Source organism: Hymenobacter terricola, assembly GCF_017921975.2.
GTDB classification, from domain to species: Bacteria; Bacteroidota; Bacteroidia; order Cytophagales; family Hymenobacteraceae; genus Hymenobacter; species Hymenobacter terricola.
This window is the reverse complement of sequence record NZ_JAGEMO020000033.1, coordinates 19890-36180: the sequence shown is the minus strand read 5'-3', so window position 1 is coordinate 36180 and position 16291 is coordinate 19890. Positions and strand designations below refer to the sequence as shown.

Genomic DNA, 16291 nt, shown 5'->3' with positions numbered 1-16291 from the left:
TAAACCGGCAGCGAGCCGTACTTTTGTCGAACCAATGCGCAAATGGCACGGCGGGAACCCACAAATTTGGGGGATTAGCTCAGCTGGCTAGAGCGCTTGCATGGCATGCAAGAGGTCATCGGTTCGACTCCGATATTCTCCACTGAAGATGTGAATGAAGACAAACAGGCAGTTACGACCCCGGTCGTGGCTGCCTGTTTTGTTTTAAGGCCCGGCGGGCTCCTACGCAATGGGCCAGCGGGGCCAGGGCAAAATTTGGCCGGATGAGCAAGTATTTGCCTCATTCCCTGAATGGCAAGGTTTCCGGCGATATGGTGAAAGCAATAGCAGCTTTGCCCGCAGAATTTTGCAACCTTCGCCAAAAAGTATATTCTGGGGCCTGGCGCGGCTGAGAATGCGTGACCTAAGAGCTGCTAATCTGCGGGTTTCGTTGTGATAAAAGCAGGTGGGTTGGGGTTTCTATTTCTATCTTGAGCAGTAAATTATTCATCTGCTCATGCTTAAAAAACTACACGTTCTGTTTTTCCTGCTGCTGGCAGGACTGGCCCTGCCCGAACGCAGCCTGGCGGCCCCGGGCGATACCACCCGCGTTACCGTCTTCAGCCGGCGCGCCCTCACCTACCACGGGTACTACGATACCACCGTGACGATGCCCCCGGCCGGCCGGCGCTACCGCAAGGTGCTGATGCATTACATCCTGGGCCGCTACGCCTGCGCGCCCGGCAGCCAGTATTGCGGTTCCTGGGACTACACCACGCGCCTGATGCTGCGGCCCCCGGCCCACGACTCGCTGGAACTGGCCCGCATTATGACGCCCTACGCCACCGACTGGAGCCTGAGCCGGACCCACGACTACGTGGTGGATGTGACCGATTACGCGCCCCTGTTGGTGGGCCGCCCCGGCTACCGCTTCGATTACCAGGGGTATTCGTGGGGGTTTACGGTGACGGTGCGCTTCGACTTCATTGAGGGCACGCCACCGCAGGACCCGGTGGACGTGCGCAACGTGTACGACGGCACCTTTGCCTACGGCGTGATTACCGACCCCATCGACAATCACATGCCGGCCCGCAGCCTCACGGCGCCCTCGGCGGGCACCATTGCGCTCAAGAGCCTGATTTCGGGCCACGGCTCCGACCCGTTGAACTGCGCCGAATTCTGCCGGCGCGGCTACACCCTGCTGGTCGACAACGTGGCCCGCGGCAACACGTTTCTGTGGCGCGACGACTGCGGCAAGAACGAGGTGTACCCCCAAACCGGCACCTGGGTGTATAACCGGGGCAACTGGTGCCCCGGCGCGGTGGTGCGCCGCATTGTGCAGCCGCTCACGGCCCTTACCACGCCGGGGCAGCCCTTCACGCTCGATGTGAACATGCAGACCTACACGGCTTCCAACCAGGCCTCGGCCACGGCCCAGTACATCTGGAGCAGCCAGCTGGTGACGGCCGGGGCCATCAACTTCCAGACCGATGCCTCGCTGGATGAAATCATTTCGCCGAACTCGAACGAGAACTACGTGCGCGAAAACCCCAGCTGCGGCGGCCCCCAGGTGCGCTTAAAAAACCTGGGCAGCGCCCGCCTCACGGCCGTCACCATTGCCTACCGGGTGAAGGGGCGCGGGCCGCTGCAGACCTACAGCTGGACCGGCAACCTTGCCTACGGCCGCGACACGCTGGTGGTGCTGCCGGCCCTCACCGCCCTGATGAACAACACGACGGGCGGCCGCTTCCAGGCCTGGACGGCCGGCCCCAACGGCGCCCGCGACCAGAACGCCTACAACGACACGCTCAGCACGCGCTTCTCGCCGTCCATCACCCTCCCCTTCTCCCTCACGGTGGCCATGACGACGAACAACGCCAGCGCCGGCCCCCTCACCAATGAAACCAGCTGGCAGATAGTGGACGTGGCCGGCAACGTGGTGGGCCAGCGCACCGGGGCCGCCAACCTCACCACCTACAACGACAACCTGCGGCTGCAGCCCGGCTGCTACTCCCTGCGCGTGACCGATGCCGGCTGCGACGGCTTTGCCTGGTGGGCCTCGCCCACGGTGGGCAACGGCGCCATGCGCATCCTCGACGCGGCGGGCAACGTGCTGAGGACCATCAGCGGCGATTTTGGCTGCGAGTACACCCTGAATTTCCAGGTGGCCGGCACCGTGGCGGCCGTGGCGAATGCCCAGCTGCTGAACGCGCTCGACGTGTACCCCAACCCCAGCCAGGACGGCCGCTTCATGCTCGACCTGAACCTGGCCGCCAGCCAGAACGTGCACCTGCGCGTGCTGGACGCCCTGGGCCGCCGCGTGTGGACCCAGGACTTGCAGCAAGTGAAAGCCACCGTGCAGCCGCTGGCCCTCACCGGCCTCGCGCCCGGCATCTACGCCCTGGAAGTGGGCCTCGCCGATGGCACCAAGCTGAACCGCCGCCTGGTGATTGAGTAGCCAACCCCGCACCTGCCAACAGAAACGAGGGATGCTCCGGCTGGCGGAGCATCCCTGTTTCTGTTGGCAGGTGTCTACTCTTTTTCAGAGGCCCACATTTTTCTGTAGGGGCCCGTAGCGCGTGCTACGGACCCTCACATTTTTCTGTAGGTGCCCGTAACCCGGTTTTCAGAGGCCCACACTTTTCTGTTGGTGCCTGTAGCGCGTGCTACGGGTACCCACAGAAAAGTGTGGGCCTCTGAAAACCAATTTTGAGCCTAAACTGGTAATGCGGAGGGCTGGCATAGTTCGCCTGGTATCATGCAAAAAGCCCCCGCAGCGTTACTGCGGGGGCTTTTTGGGTCTGAACCGAGGGCGGGCTATTGCTTGCTCACTTTGATGGTGCTGGTAGTGCTTTCATCCTGGTAGCGCACCAGGTAGATGCCCGCGGCCAGGCTGCTCAGGTTGAAGCTGGCCGTTTGGTTGGTGACGGGGGCCGTTTGCAGCACCCGGCCGGTGAGGTCGGTGAGGGTGACCTGGGCCCGGGGGCTGGCAGCGCCGACCTGCACCGTGAGCTGGGCCGTGGTGGGATTGGGAAAGGCGCTGAGAGCGACGTTGCCCTGGTCGGCCCGGCTGGCAGTCACGACGGCGATGTTCACGAGGTAGTCTTCGGCTTCGCCGTAGTCCGACTGCGAGGCCCCGCAGGCCTGGGTAGCCAGCGGCACCACATCGTCGCCGCCCCGGATGCGCATTTTGGTCTGGCCGAGCACGGCGGAGCCGGGCACGCCGAAGGTGATGGTGGTGGTGCCGTTGGCCCCGGCGTTGGTGCCCAGCGTGGCGTACTCGGCGGCCTCAAAAATGCCGTTGTGATTGAAATCAACCCAGAGGGCGCTGTATTGATTAACATCCGAGCCGAAGGAGAGCGTGACAGCGCCGGTGAGGCCCAGGCCGAAGGTTGGGATAATGAGGGGGCTGGGCTGCTGGGCGCTGTAGTCGTGGTAGTAGGGCGCCGCGTTGCCGAGGGCGGCGGTGTTGTTGCTCATCGAGCCCACCGTTACGGTTTTGATGACGTCGTTGCCGCCGCCGCTCACGTAGGTGGGCGTGCAGTAGCACTGCGCGAAGGGGGCCGCCGTGACGCTCACCGGGGTTGAGAACGCCGAGGTGCCGCTGGCCGTGCAAATCACCTGCAGGCGGTAATCGGTGGCCGAGGCCAGGCTGGGCACGGTGTAGGGCACGGTGGTCGCGCCGCTGATATTGGTGAACGTGCTGCCGCCCGCCGGGCTGCTCTGCCACTGAAAGGTGAGGCCCGTATTGGCGGAGGAATAGCCGCTGGCGCGCAGCTCGAATGGAGTAGCCGGGCAGACGGACGGGATGGATGCCGTGGCCGTGCCCCCGGTGGGCATGCCCGCGCAGGCCGTAGCCGCCGCAATGGTGATGACGTAATCTTCCACTTCGCCGAAGTAGCTGCCGAAGCAGGCCTGGTTGCCCACCACGGCGCCGTTGTTGGAGCGCACGCGCAGGCGGGTTGGGCCGGTGAGGGCGGTGACGGGCACCGTGAGGCTGCCGGTCAGGCTCAGGTTCAGGCTGGCGAAGCCGGTGGCCGGGCCCGTGCCGATGAGCGTGTATTCGCTGGCCTCGAAGGTGCCGCTGTGGTTGTAGTCAATCCAGACGCCGGCCTGGCTGTTGGCGGCGTTCACATGCAAGTCCAGCGTGACGGGGTAGGTGGCGCCTTGCAGGAGCGTGGTGGTCAGGGCCGCGTTGGCGACGTAGCTCGCGTAGCCGCCCGTGGTGCAGGCGGTGTTGGAGTTGCCCAGCGCCCCCAGGGTCACGCCCCGAATCCATTCGCTGGCGCAGCTGCCGCCGGTGGGCGTACAATAGCAGCTCAGAAACGAGCTTTGGGGCACATTCACCAGGGGCGAGGTGGACGAGATGCCGCTGCCGGCGCAGGTGACGACTACGCGGTAATCGGTGGCGGCCGCCTGGCTGGCCACGGTGTAGGGCACGGTGGTAGCCCCGCTGATGGCCGCGAACGTGTTGGCCCCGGCGGGGCTGCTCTGCCACTGGTAGCTCACGCCCGAGCCGGACGCGGAACCGGTCAGCGTCAGGTTGAAGCTGTTGTTGGTGCAGGCAGTGGCGGTGCTGGCGGCGGGCGTGCCGGCGGCGGGCGTGCCGCTGCACACCGAATTAATGCTCACGCCCATGACGTTGAGCACGCCGGTAGTCGACGTTTTGGCAAAGTCAATGCTTTGGATTTGCCTGGCAAAATTGGCCGGCGAAATCGTGAGCAGGACCTGGTACAGGCGAGGGTCGGAGGCGTTGTTTTCGCGGTTTTCGACGCCGCGCTGCACCCGGCCCAGGCCCAGCACCGCGTAGCCCGAGCCCCCGTACCAGTCGGCAATGGTCTGCGCGCTGAATACCTGGGTGGTGCCGTCGCTGAAATTCACCGTGATGTTGGCCGTGCTCGGCCCGCTGCCCGACGTGGCCAGCAAGTACACCTCGCCGGCCGATTGCGGCGTGGCCAATGTGAGCGTGCCGGTGCCCGTGCCCGTCCCGGTGCCGGTGGCGGGCATGCGCAGCGAGTTGTTGCCGGTGAAGGCCCCCAGCTGAAACGTAACGCCCGCCGTGGCCGCACTGCTGATAAGGCCGCTGTTGGGCAGGTAGGAAGTGCCGGTAGGGTTGTAGTCCTGCGCCATAAAGACGTAGCCGCCCGCATCGATGCCGATGGTGGACGAGGCCAGGGAAGTGCCCGTGCCGTTGGCCACCACATCGGCGTTGTAGCCCGCTACGGTGACCGGGGTGTACGCGGCCCGCGCCACAGGCGCAGTACCGAAGCTCAGCGTGAAAAGGGCCAGCTTTACAAAGCGTGTAAATTTTTTTTCCATGCGGTGAATAAGTTTTTGTCCTCACTAAAAGTATCGCAAAAAATTACCCGCGAAGTAAACCATCATTTCGAATTCAATTATTTATATCGCATTAATTTCAATATTTCCAAACTTAACCTAAGCTTTAAATAGATTTTCCAATAATCTGCTCAGTAAAAAATATTTTGCTAAAAACGGCTCACAACCCACTAACCAGCTGACAAATGATTATCCCCAGAATACCGCTTAAATAGTTTTATTATTTCGCTATTTAATTCAATAATTAAGCCGATGCTTTAGCACCAACAACGGCACCTCTCTCTGGACTGGGCACAACGAATGATAAGTGAATCTATATTTGAGCAAGCCATTATTCAGCCGGCCAGCTGGTTTTCGGCGGGTTAATTTCGTGTATGTCAGCAGCATGGAATATATCGCTCGTTTACGGTGCCTCACATTCCGAATACCGGTAGCGCTTCGCTGTATAATCAGATGCAAAAAGCCAGCAGCCATCCAATCTTACGGGCATCTGGTAAAAAACCACTGACTTACAGCAAAAAGGCTGCTTGAATACAGGGGTTTGTTTCCTAGTTTTGACTCAACCATTGCTTTCCCCTTTTACATCTTCACCCCAACTGTTTTACATGAAAAAACCCCCTACTCAACTTCTCCGAATGTTGCTGTGCACCCTGGGCCTCGGCTTGGGCGCGACTTCGGCAAAAGCCGCTTTTGCTCCGGTCGTGGTCACTGGTTTCAACCAGGACGTGATTGCCAACGGCAGCGGCACGGCCGTTTCTTCCACCACCTACGACGTGGACGGCAGCGCCGGTACCGGCTACTGCTTCATGGCGCCCAACTTCGTGAACCCGGCCGGCCTGAGCCCCACCAGCTTCCTGCCGGCCAACGGCCTCATCAGCAGCGCGGCCACCAGCGGCCTGACGTTCCAGATGGCCTCGTACTCAGCCAACAACTCCCTGCGCCTGCCCCTCACGGGCTCGGGCACCACCGGCACCGGCACCCTCACCCTGGCCACCCCCCAGACGGCCGGTGAAGTGTACGCCCTGGTAACATCCGGCGGCGGCGTGAGCACGGTCACGGTCACGGTTACTTTTACGGACGGCACCACGCAGGTACTGGCCGCCCAAACGGTGGCCGACTGGTACGCCGGCGCCAACCCGGTGCTGCTCGGCCTGGGCCGTGTGGGCCGCGACGCCACCAGCACCATCGACAACAATACCGCCGACCCGCGCCTCTATCAGCTTCGGGTGCCCCTGCTGGCTGCTAACTACACCAAGCTGGTGCAGAGCGTGGCCTTCAACAAAACTTCCACGACCGGGGTACTCAACGTGTTCGGCATCAGCCTGAATTCGGTGTGCTCGGGGGCGCCCACGGCCGGCACGGCCGTTTCGACGGCCGCCAGCGTGTGCGCGGCCACGAGCATCACCCTGTCGCTGACCGGCGCTACCGGCGACGTTGGCATTGGCTACCAATGGCAGGCGTCGACCGATAACGGCGTGACCTGGACCGACATCACCGGCGCCACCAGCGCTACTTACACCACTTCGGGCCTCACCGCCACCACACTCTACCGGGCCCGGGTGAGCTGCGGCACGCTGTCGGCCAACTCAACGGCCGTAACCGTAAGCACCGCCACGGCTGTTTATGCCACGCTGCCCGTCACCGAGAGCTTCGAAAACACCTGGGTGAACGGCTGCAACACGCGGGATGTGCCCTCCACGTTCTGGCGCAACACGCCCGCGACGGGCAACGCCTCGTGGCGGCGCGATGACGACGGCGTGGCCGCCGCCTGGACCTCCCCCACTTCCTACATCTACTCGCCCGTGAGCAGCCAGGGCAGCCACTCGGCCCGCTTCCACAGCGGCTGGACGATGGGCGGGGTGATGGGCACCCTCGACCTGCTGGTAAACCTGAGCCCCACCGGGGCCAAGCGCCTGAGCTTTGACTTCAGCAACATCACCGGTACCGATTCGCTGATAGTCGAGTTTTCGGCCAACGGCGGCACCACGTTTAGCCGGCTGGCGGGCTTCAAGCTGAGCGGCACGGGCTTTAGCAACCAGGTGCTGCCCATCAGCAGCACGTCGGCCACGTCCATCATCCGCTTTCGCGGGCGGGGCGACTACGCCAGCAACGACATCGGCCTCGATAACATCATCCTCGAATCGGCCACGGGCTGCCTCACCCCGGCCGGCCTGACGGCCACCACTGCCACCACCACGGCCGCGCTGAGCTGGCTCACGGGCGGCACCGGCACCTACACCGTGCTCTACGGCCCCACCGGTTTCAACCCGGCCCTGCCCAGCTCGGCCACCAACCTCTACACCACCGTCAGCGCCCTCGCCGCGCCGCCTTATAACGTGACCGGCCTGACGCCGGGCACTACCTACCAGTTTTACGTCACGCTGAACTGCGCGGCGGGGGCCAGCTCCGGCACGGCCGGCCCGGTGGCCTTCACCACCCAAATTGTGAACGACGACCCCTGCGGCGCCACGCTGCTGCCGGTTACCAACACCTGCACGCCGCTCTCGACCACCAGCGTGGGCGCGGGCACCACGGCCAGCACCGTGTACGCCTCGGGCGCGCAGGGCACGGGCTGTGGCACGGTCACGGCGCCGCACGATGTGTGGTTCAGCTTCACCACGGCGGCTACCGGCCCCACCAGCACGCAGGTTCGCATCAGCGTGACCGGCGGCGCGGCCAGCGCGGTACGGGCTTACTCGGGCACGGCCTGCGCCGGGCCGCTGACCTACATGAGCTGCGCAGGCACGGCGGCCAACACCGCGGCGCCCAACCTGGACCTGCTGACGCTGACGCCCAGCACGACCTATTACATCCGCGTGAGCGAATACAGCACCACCTATACGCTGGGCAACTTCACCATCTGCGCCACGCCGGTGCCCAACTGCCCGGCCCCGAACGGCCTGACGGCTACCGGCCTCACCAACACCACGGCAGTTGCCGGCTGGGCCGCCGTGAGCGGCGGCACGGGCAGCACCTACACGGTTATTTACGGCCCCACGGGCTTCTCGCCCACGGGCGGCGGCACCACCCTTTCGGGCATTACGGGCACCAGTGCCACGCTCACCGGCCTGGCGCCCACCACTGCTTACCAGTTCTACGTGCAGCAAATCTGCGGGGGCTTCAACGGCAGCAGCACCCTCACGGGTCCATTCTCCTTCACCACCCCGCTCACGGCCCCCACCAACGACGAGCCTTGCGGAGCCCAGCAATTGACCTCTGGCACCGTCTCGGGCTCAAACCTGGGAGCCACCACCAGCGTCCAGAACGGCATCAACACGCCGGCCTGCGCGGGCGGCGCCCTGCCCAAGGACGTCTGGTTCGCCTTTACGCCCAGCGGCACCAGCACCACGCTGACCTTCACCGGCAGCGCGGCGGGCGCGGTTCGCATCTTCACCAGCCCCAGCTGCTCGGCGGGTCCGTTCAGCCAGGTGTTCTGCCAGGGCAGCGGCACGGCCAACACGGCCCTGGGCGCGGTTCCGGTAACGGGCCTCACGGCCGGCACGCGCTACTACGTGGCCGTGAGCGGCTTCGGCGGCTCCGATGCCACCGGCTCGTTCACGCTGGCTGGCACGGCTTTGCTGGCCAGCCAGGCGCAAATTGAGAGCAGCGCCCTGCTGGTGTTTCCGAATCCCAGCAACACCGGCCAACTCACCGTGCGCCTCAACGGCCTCAACGCCGCCGGCCAAGCCACGCTGCTGAACGCCCTGGGCCAGAAAGTGCTGACCAAAACCCTGGCCGCCGGCTCGGCCGAGCAGACGCTGACCACCCGCGGCCTGGCCCCAGGCCTCTACACCCTGCGCGTGCAGGTGGGCAGCGATGTCCTCACCCGCAAAGTGGTGCTGGAGTAGCAGAAGCTGTTTTTAGCGCTTATAAAAAAGGGCCGTCCCGGTTGGGGCGGCCCTTTTTTTGTTAATTGATTGAGGCAATTCCTCTCCTTGTCCGTAGCACGGCGCCTTACACAAACAGGCCATCTACCGACAGGTACCGCTCCCCGGTATCGTAGCAGAACGTGAGGACACGGGCTCCCTGGGGCATATCGGGCAGCTTCTTGGCGATGGCGGCCAACGATGCGCCCGACGACACGCCCACGAAAATACCTTCCTCGCGGGCGGCGCGGCGGGTCATCTCGTACGCTTCCTGCTGCGAAACCTGGATGGCCCCGTCGAGGACGTTGACGTGCAGGTTGTCGGGGATGAAGCCGGCGCCGATGCCCTGAATGGGGTGCGGCCCCGGGGCGCCGCCGCTGATAACGGGCGACGCTTCGGGTTCCACGGCGAAGGTCTTCATGTTGGGAAAATGGGGCTTCAGCACTTCCGTAACGGCCGAAATGTGGCCGCCGGTGCCCACGCCGGTGATGTGGAAGTCGAAGCCCTCGGGGGCGTCGCGCAGGATTTCCAGGGCCGTGGTTTGAGCGTGAATTTTTGGGTTGGCGGGGTTCGAGAATTGCATGGGCAGCCAGGCACCGGGCGTGTTGGCCACTATTTCCTGGGCTTTCTCGATGGCGCCCTTCATGCCTTTTTCGCGGGGCGTGAGCTCCAGAGTAGCCCCGTAGGCGGCCATGAGACGGCGGCGCTCGATGCTCATGCTTTCGGGCATCACGAGGGTGAGCTTGTAGCCTTTCACGGCAGCTACCAGGGCCAGGCCCACGCCGGTGTTGCCGGAAGTGGGTTCCACAATGAGGCTGTCTTTGGTAAGAGTGCCATCCTTCTCGGCCTGCTCAATCATGCTCAGGGCAATGCGGTCCTTGATGGACCCGCCGGGGTTGGCGCGCTCCATCTTCACCCACACCTCCACGTCGGGGCGCACGGCGGCAAATATTCGGTTGAGGCGCACCAGCGGCGTATTGCCAATGGTTTCGAGAATGGAATTGGCTTTCATTTTTTTAATGAGTGAATGGGCGAATGGCTGAATGATTGGACGGAGAGCAAATGGGACGAGCGAGCGAAAGAAATTCCTTCATTAACCCCTTCAGCACTCGCTCATTCACTCAGTGGTCAGATGGAAAAAACCAGCTCGGCGGCGGGGTCCACGCTGCGGGAAATGTTGATGTGGGCGCGGTGGTACACGCGGGAATGCGAGGGTACGCTTTCCGTGAGCCAGACGTTGCCCCCGATGATGCTATGGGCGCCGATAACGGTGCTGCCTCCCAAGATGGTAGCCCCGGCGTAAATCACTACATGGTCCTCGATGGTGGGGTGGCGCTTCATGCCCTGCAGGCCTTTGGTCACGCTGAGCGCGCCCAGCGTGACGCCTTGGTATATCTGCACGTTGGCCCCGATAATGGCCGATTCGCCGATGACGAGGCCCGTGCCGTGGTCGATGCAGAAAGCCGGCCCAATGTGCGCGCCCGGATGAATGTCGATGCCGGTGCGCTGGTGGGCGTACTCGCTCAGCAGGCGCGGCAGGCGCGGCAGGCCGCGCTGGTACAGGGCGTGCGCCAGCCGGTACAGCGCCGTGGCGTAGAAACCGGGGTACGAGCTGATGATTTCGCCCAGGCCCTGGGCGGCGGGGTCGCTGGCTAGAATGGCGCTGGCATCGCGCAGCAGCGCGGCCCGCAGGGCCGGCAGCTGGGCCGTAAACTCATCGGCCAGCGCCGAGGCAGGGGCCGGCAAGGCCGGCACTTCGGCTAGCAGCGCGGCCAGCTGGGCGCGGAAGTGGTAGAGCTCGGAAGCGACGGCATCGACGGTGGGCAGGGCGCGCTCGGCGCGCTGCGGAAACAGAAGGGCCAACAGGCCATCGGCCAGGGCGCAGAAGGCGGCCCCGGGCAGGGCGTCGGGCACGGCCGCGTGGGCCTGGGCCAGCTCGGCAGCAAAAGAATCAGGAAGCACGATTACAGAAAAAAGTAGCGAAAAGAACCGGGGGACTCAACCATTGAGCCTGCCAAAGGTTTCGGCGCGGGCGGGCAACGGCCGGGCGGTTTCGGCCGTTTAGCCACCGTGCCCGTCCCGCTGCTTCACCGCCGCTGAGGCCCGGCCAAAAGATACGCTTTTCCACCTTTCTTCCTTACCACCATGTCCGATACCACCATCACCAAGATTGATTCGCGCCACTCGCCCAAAGGCCCCGATGGCGAGAAATATCTAGCCTCAGGCACGCACATTGCCATGCGCATGTGGGAAAACGAGCAGCCTGGTGCCCCCAAACCTTCCGCCTCGCGCCCCTACGAAACGGTGGGCTACGTGCTCAGCGGCCGGGCCGAGCTGCACCTGGCCGGCCAGATGGTTATCCTGGAGCCGGGCAATTCCTGGGTGGTGCCCAAAGATGCCGAGCACACTTACAAAGTGCTGGAAAGCTTCTCGGCCGTGGAGGCTACTTCGCCGCCGGCGCAGGTACACGGTCGCGAAGGCAAGTAGCGCATTTGGCTTGCAAGCACGGATAAATCAAGGCGGTCATGCAGCGCGCAGCGCAGCATCTCGCGTGCAACAGTAACTCAATCAATTGGTTTACCATGGCAGGCAAGATGCTGCGCTGCATGCTGCATGACCGTTCATTACCCAGAAAAAACCATCCCCTACCCTTATGAAAACCCGTGAACTGGGCCGCACCGGCCAGCAGCTTTCGGCCCTCGGCCTGGGCTGCATGTCGATGGCTTCAGACTACGCCTATGGGCCCAGCGACGAGCGGGAGGCGGTGGCCACTTTGCACCGCGCCCTGGAGCTGGGCGTCACGTTTTGGGACACGGCCGATATCTACGGCTTCGGGGCCAACGAAACGCTGCTGCGGCAGGTGCTGGTGCCCAATCGCAACCGCGTATTCCTGGCCACTAAATTCGGCTTCGTGGCCGACGGGGCGGGCGGCACCAGCCTCGACGTGCGCCCCGAGCGCATTGCCGCCGCCTGCGACGCCAGCCTGCAGCGCCTGGGCATCGACACCATCGACCTGTACTACGCCCACCGCATCGACCCGGCGGTGCCGGTTGAGGAAATGGTGGGGGCCATGGCAGCCCTGGTGCAGGCCGGCAAAGTGCGGTTTCTGGGCCTGTCCGAGGCCTCGGCCACGTCGCTGCGGCGGGCCCAGGCCACGCATCCCATCGCGGCGCTGCAGTCGGAATACTCGATATTTACCCGCGACGTGGAGGCCGAAATCCTGCCCGCCTGCCAGGAATTGGGCGTGAGCCTGGTGCCCTTCTCACCGCTGGGCCGGGGCCTCCTCACCACCACCGGCCCGCAGCTGGCCGAGAAGGACTTACGGCGCAGCATGCCCCGCTTCGGCGAGGAAGTGGGCGACGCCAACGCCCCGCTGATAGCCGGACTCAAAGAGCTGGCGGCCGCAAAAGGCTGCGGCACGGCGCAGCTGGCCCTGGCGTGGCTGCTGGCGCAGGACGCGCACATCATCCCCATTCCCGGCACCAAGCAGCGAAAATACCTGGAGGAAAACGCCGTCGCGGCCGATACCGAACTGTCTCCGGCCGAGGTGGAGCAGTTGCGGGCCCTGCTGGCGGCCCACCCGGTGGTGGGTGCCCGCTACAGCGAAGGCGCGCTGAAACTGGTGAACAGGTAGCCATGCAGCCCGCCGCAACCTTGAGGGCAGCGGCGCTGATTTGGGGAGCTGCTTCGTCAATAAACAGCCCCGGCCATCGGGGCCGCAGGCCTTTGCTGCCCATTTATTTGAGTGGCCCCAGCACCCAGTCGTACACCATTTTCAGGAGGCTGGCTTCCTGAAACGGCTTGGTCAGGTAGTCATTCATGCCCACGGCCAGGCATTTTTCCCGCTCACCGGAAATGGCATTGGCCGTGAGGGCGATGATGGGCACGGACGGGCCCGACTGCTGGCGAATGAGGCGGGTGGCATCGTAGCCGTCCATGACGGGCATTTGCACGTCCATGAGTATCAGGTCGAACGAGTGGTTTTTGGCCAGCGCTACGGCTATCTCGCCGTTGGCGGCTTCGGTCACGTTCAGGCTGCTATTGGCCAGGATAACGCCGGCCAGCATGCGGTTGAAGTCATTGTCTTCGACGAGGAGCACCCGCTTGCCGCGCAGCCGATGGCGCAGGCTGCTCAGGTCGGGGCCGGCTTCTTTGCGGGGCAGGTCGGCGGCGGTGCCCACCGGCAGGCGCAGGCTGAACCGGCTGGTAGTGCCCCAGTTCTTGCGACTGGTAATCAGCAGCTCACCGCCGAGCAGCCCGACCAGCTTTTTGCTGATGCCCAGCCCCAGCCCGGTGCCCCCAAATTTGCGGGTAACGGACGAGTCTTCCTGGCTGAAATTATCGAATAACTGGGCCAGGTAGCTGGCTTCCATGCCGATGCCCGTGTCGCCCACCACGAATTCGACCAGGGCCTCGCCGTCCGGCAGCAGCCGCACCAGCGAGCAGGCCACGCTCACCGACCCATGCTCCGTGAACTTGACCGAGTTGCCGGCCAGGTTGAGCAGAATCTGGGTGATGCGGTAGGGGTCGCCGAGGAGCACGGCCGGCACCCCCGGCCCCAGGTGCGTGGTGAAGCTCAGGCCTTTCTCTTCGGCTTTGTAGAGCAGGGTTTTCTCTACCTGAACGTGCAGCTGGGCGAGGCTGAAGCCGATGTGCTCCATGGTTAACCGGCCGGCCTCAATCTTGGACAGGTCCAGAATGTCGTTGATGATGACCAGTAGGTTTTCGGCCGAGGTGGTGATGGCGCGCAGGTAGCTGGCCTGCGGGCCGGCCAGCTTGGTCTTGGCCAGCAGCTGGCTCATGCCCAGAATGGCATTCATGGGGGTACGGATTTCATGGCTCATGTTGGCCAGGAAATCCTGCTTGGCACGGGTGCTGACTTCGGCCAGCGCTTTGGCTTCGCGCAGGTTGGCTTCGAGGTGTTTCTGGGGCGTCACGTCGAGGTAAATACCGATGGAGCCGACGTGCTGCCGGTCGTTGTCGTAGAGCGGAGCCCCGCTCACCAGCATCCATTTCATGTCGCCCCCTCTGGTGGTGATGGCAACTTCATACGAGTCGGCGATGCCTAGCTGGCGGGTTTCGAGCTTGCTTTCCACCAGCTCCAGGTCGCCGCCCGTGAGCAGCAGCGGCGAGAGCCGGCGCCCCGCCAGCTGATCGTTGCAGAAGCCGGTCATGTCGCAAAAGCTTTGGTTGGCGAAGATGAGGTGGTCGTTCAAATCGGCCTCGACGAGCCCGAGCGACATGTTTTCGATGATGCCGCGGTACTTCTCTTCGCTTCGCTTGAGTTTTTCTTCCTCCTTGGCGCGGGCCGAAATGTCCTCAAACTTCCACAGCTGGCCAATGTAGCGCTCGTGGTCATAAATGGGCGTAAAATCTCGCCGAATGACGCGGCCGTCGCGCAGCTTCAGCACATCGCCCACCACCATTTGGCGGCGGCGCAGCAATGCCGTGATGCGGGCCGCGTACTGCACCGGATTTCGCATAAAATCCACCGACTTTTCGGCCAGCCAGGTACCGTCCTTGCCCATGAGTGATGCCGGGGTGAAGCTTCCCGGCAACAGGAGGCAAAAGGCGTCGTTGGTCAGCATGATGTGCCGGTTTTCGTCCTCCAGCACCAGTCCTTCCGGTAAGTTGGCGATGACCGTGGCCAGGCGCCGGCCCGACTCTTCCGCTTCGCTCTGTGCTTTTTTCAGTTCGGTGATGTCGGTTTGGAGGCCGGTGAGCATGCAGGCGGCCCCGTTCGCGTCGCGGGCCGTTACCATGGCCCGGCCCAGCACCCATTTGTACGCGCCGTCTTTGCATCGAATGCGGTACTCGGCAACTCCGAGTGGCGCATCGCCGTGCAAGTGAGTAGCCATTATATCCTTTACGCCCGGCAAATCATCGGGGTGCACATGCTCCAGCCAGGTGCTGTACTCGTTCGAAAACTCATCGTCCTGGTACCCCAGCATGGCCTTGTAGTCGGGGGAGTAGAAGATGTGCCGGGACTGCAGGTTCATCTCCCAGGCGCCGTCGCCGAAGCCCTCCACCGCCAGGCGCCACCGAATCTCGCTTTCGCGCAAGGCCGTTTCCGCTTGCTTCAGGGGCGTAATATCCTGTAGGATGCCGCTGTATTTTATTCCGGTGGCGTCGATATCGGTTACAGCAGAGTTGCCTTGCAGCCAGCGCATTGGCTGCCCTTCCACCACCACCCGGCCCGCAAACGACCACGCCCCCCGGGCCTGAACGGCCTGCACTATGGACGCCCGAAAGGACGCCAAATCATCGGGATGGATGAACTTGGGCATCCGGTCAATTTCCTCGACGCGAATGCCAAACAGCTCGTACAGCTTGGGGCTCACGTAGCCGAACTGAAACGTGCCATCCCAGTTTTTGCGCCATTGATAGAGCACGCCGGGCGTGTTCTCGGCCAGGGCCTGAAACCGGCGCTCGCTCTCGTCCAGGGTAAGCTGTGTTTTTTTCCACTCCGTGACGTCCTCCACCATCCCAACCATCATCATTGCCTCGCCAGCCGCGTCGTGAAGGAACTGCACCTTAACCCGAATCCAACCGGCGACAACATCGGGCCGCGGGTTGGGCACTTCGTAGGTAAAAGGCTGCCGGGCCTGCATGCTGGCCCGCAGGTAGTCCAGGGCCTGGCCGGCTTGCAGGTTTGGCCGCAGCATCGAGGCGGCGTTGCGCCCCAGCACTTCGTGCAGCTCGAAACCACACAGCGCCGTGAAGCCCTCGCTCACCCACAAAATGCCCCCGGCGATGTCGGCTAGCACCACGGCCGGGGCCAGCTCCTCCATCAGGCGCACCATCTGCTCCTTGCCCAGCAGCGGTGAACTCGCCGCCCATCCCCCGGCCTTCGCTTGCGCCAACTGCGCCCGGAGAGCCGCATTTTCAGCCTGCTGCTGCTCAAGTGCCAGCTCCAGCTCGGTGCAGGTCATGTTGGGTTGAGTCACAGCAAACGAGGGTTAAATACACGACCAAGCCGCGCAAGCTGAGCAAGTGGGACACGAATTTAACTATCTTCTACCGGCATCCAAGTCTTTGCTAAGCGGAACCGTTGCGAAGAGGCCGCAAAGGCAATTGATTTCTGGCGTAATTATCAGGCTCCGGCGGCC

Annotated in this window: 8 protein-coding genes and 1 tRNA gene; 5 read left to right on the top strand and 4 right to left on the bottom strand. The window is 63.6% G+C overall.

The features are described from left to right. Positions 1 to 68: 68 nt before the first annotated feature. Positions 69 to 142, top strand: a tRNA-Ala gene (locus J4G38_RS18645). A gap of 354 nt (positions 143 to 496) precedes the next feature. Continuing rightward, positions 497 to 2437 carry a peptide-N-glycosidase F-related protein gene (locus tag J4G38_RS18640; protein ID WP_210519802.1) on the top strand — a complete coding sequence of 647 codons (1941 nt, stop codon included), beginning with the start codon at positions 497 to 499 and terminating at the stop codon, positions 2435 to 2437. Between the two features lie 359 nt (positions 2438 to 2796). On the opposite strand, the gene J4G38_RS18635 is transcribed toward J4G38_RS18640, so the two are convergent. Continuing rightward, complete coding sequence (locus J4G38_RS18635) at positions 2797 to 5298, bottom strand: GEVED domain-containing protein (RefSeq protein WP_210519804.1); 2502 nt, start codon at positions 5296 to 5298, stop codon at positions 2797 to 2799. A 653-nt stretch (positions 5299 to 5951) separates the two neighbouring features. Here J4G38_RS18635 and J4G38_RS18630 point away from each other — a divergent pair. Then, positions 5952 to 9164: a fibronectin type III domain-containing protein gene (locus J4G38_RS18630; protein WP_210519806.1), complete on the top strand. Its 3213-nt coding sequence runs from the start codon at positions 5952 to 5954 to the stop codon at positions 9162 to 9164. 106 nt (positions 9165 to 9270) lie between these two features. On the opposite strand, the gene cysK is transcribed toward J4G38_RS18630, so the two are convergent. Then, on the bottom strand, positions 9271 to 10194 hold the full coding sequence (gene cysK, locus J4G38_RS18625) for a cysteine synthase A (RefSeq protein WP_210519808.1): 924 nt from the start codon (positions 10192 to 10194) through the stop codon (positions 9271 to 9273). Between the two features lie 116 nt (positions 10195 to 10310). Next, positions 10311 to 11144, bottom strand: a complete 834-nt coding sequence (locus J4G38_RS18620) for a serine O-acetyltransferase (protein ID WP_226163548.1) — start codon at positions 11142 to 11144, stop codon at positions 10311 to 10313. A gap of 183 nt (positions 11145 to 11327) precedes the next feature. Between J4G38_RS18620 and J4G38_RS18615 the strand changes: the two genes are divergently transcribed. Beyond that, positions 11328 to 11669: a cupin domain-containing protein gene (locus J4G38_RS18615; protein ID WP_210519810.1), complete on the top strand. Its 342-nt coding sequence runs from the start codon at positions 11328 to 11330 to the stop codon at positions 11667 to 11669. A 166-nt stretch (positions 11670 to 11835) separates the two neighbouring features. Further along, positions 11836 to 12816, top strand: a complete 981-nt coding sequence (locus tag J4G38_RS18610; protein ID WP_210519812.1) for an aldo/keto reductase — start codon at positions 11836 to 11838, stop codon at positions 12814 to 12816. 103 nt (positions 12817 to 12919) lie between these two features. Here J4G38_RS18610 and J4G38_RS18605 read toward each other — a convergent pair whose 3' ends face one another. Next, a complete protein-coding gene (locus tag J4G38_RS18605) occupies positions 12920 to 16129 on the bottom strand; it encodes a PAS domain-containing hybrid sensor histidine kinase/response regulator (protein WP_210519814.1) in 3210 nt (1069 codons plus the stop codon). Between the last annotated feature and the right edge of the window lie 162 nt (positions 16130 to 16291).

Coding starts and splice junctions, on each gene's coding strand:
- J4G38_RS18640 (WP_210519802.1), top strand. CDS start 497: ATGCTTAAAAAACTACACGTTCTGTTTTTCCTGCTGCTGGCAGGACTG.
- J4G38_RS18635 (WP_210519804.1), bottom strand. CDS start 5,298: ATGGAAAAAAAATTTACACGCTTTGTAAAGCTGGCCCTTTTCACGCTG.
- J4G38_RS18630 (WP_210519806.1), top strand. CDS start 5,952: ATGTTGCTGTGCACCCTGGGCCTCGGCTTGGGCGCGACTTCGGCAAAA.
- cysK (WP_210519808.1), bottom strand. CDS start 10,194: ATGAAAGCCAATTCCATTCTCGAAACCATTGGCAATACGCCGCTGGTG.
- J4G38_RS18615 (WP_210519810.1), top strand. CDS start 11,328: ATGTCCGATACCACCATCACCAAGATTGATTCGCGCCACTCGCCCAAA.
- J4G38_RS18610 (WP_210519812.1), top strand. CDS start 11,836: ATGAAAACCCGTGAACTGGGCCGCACCGGCCAGCAGCTTTCGGCCCTC.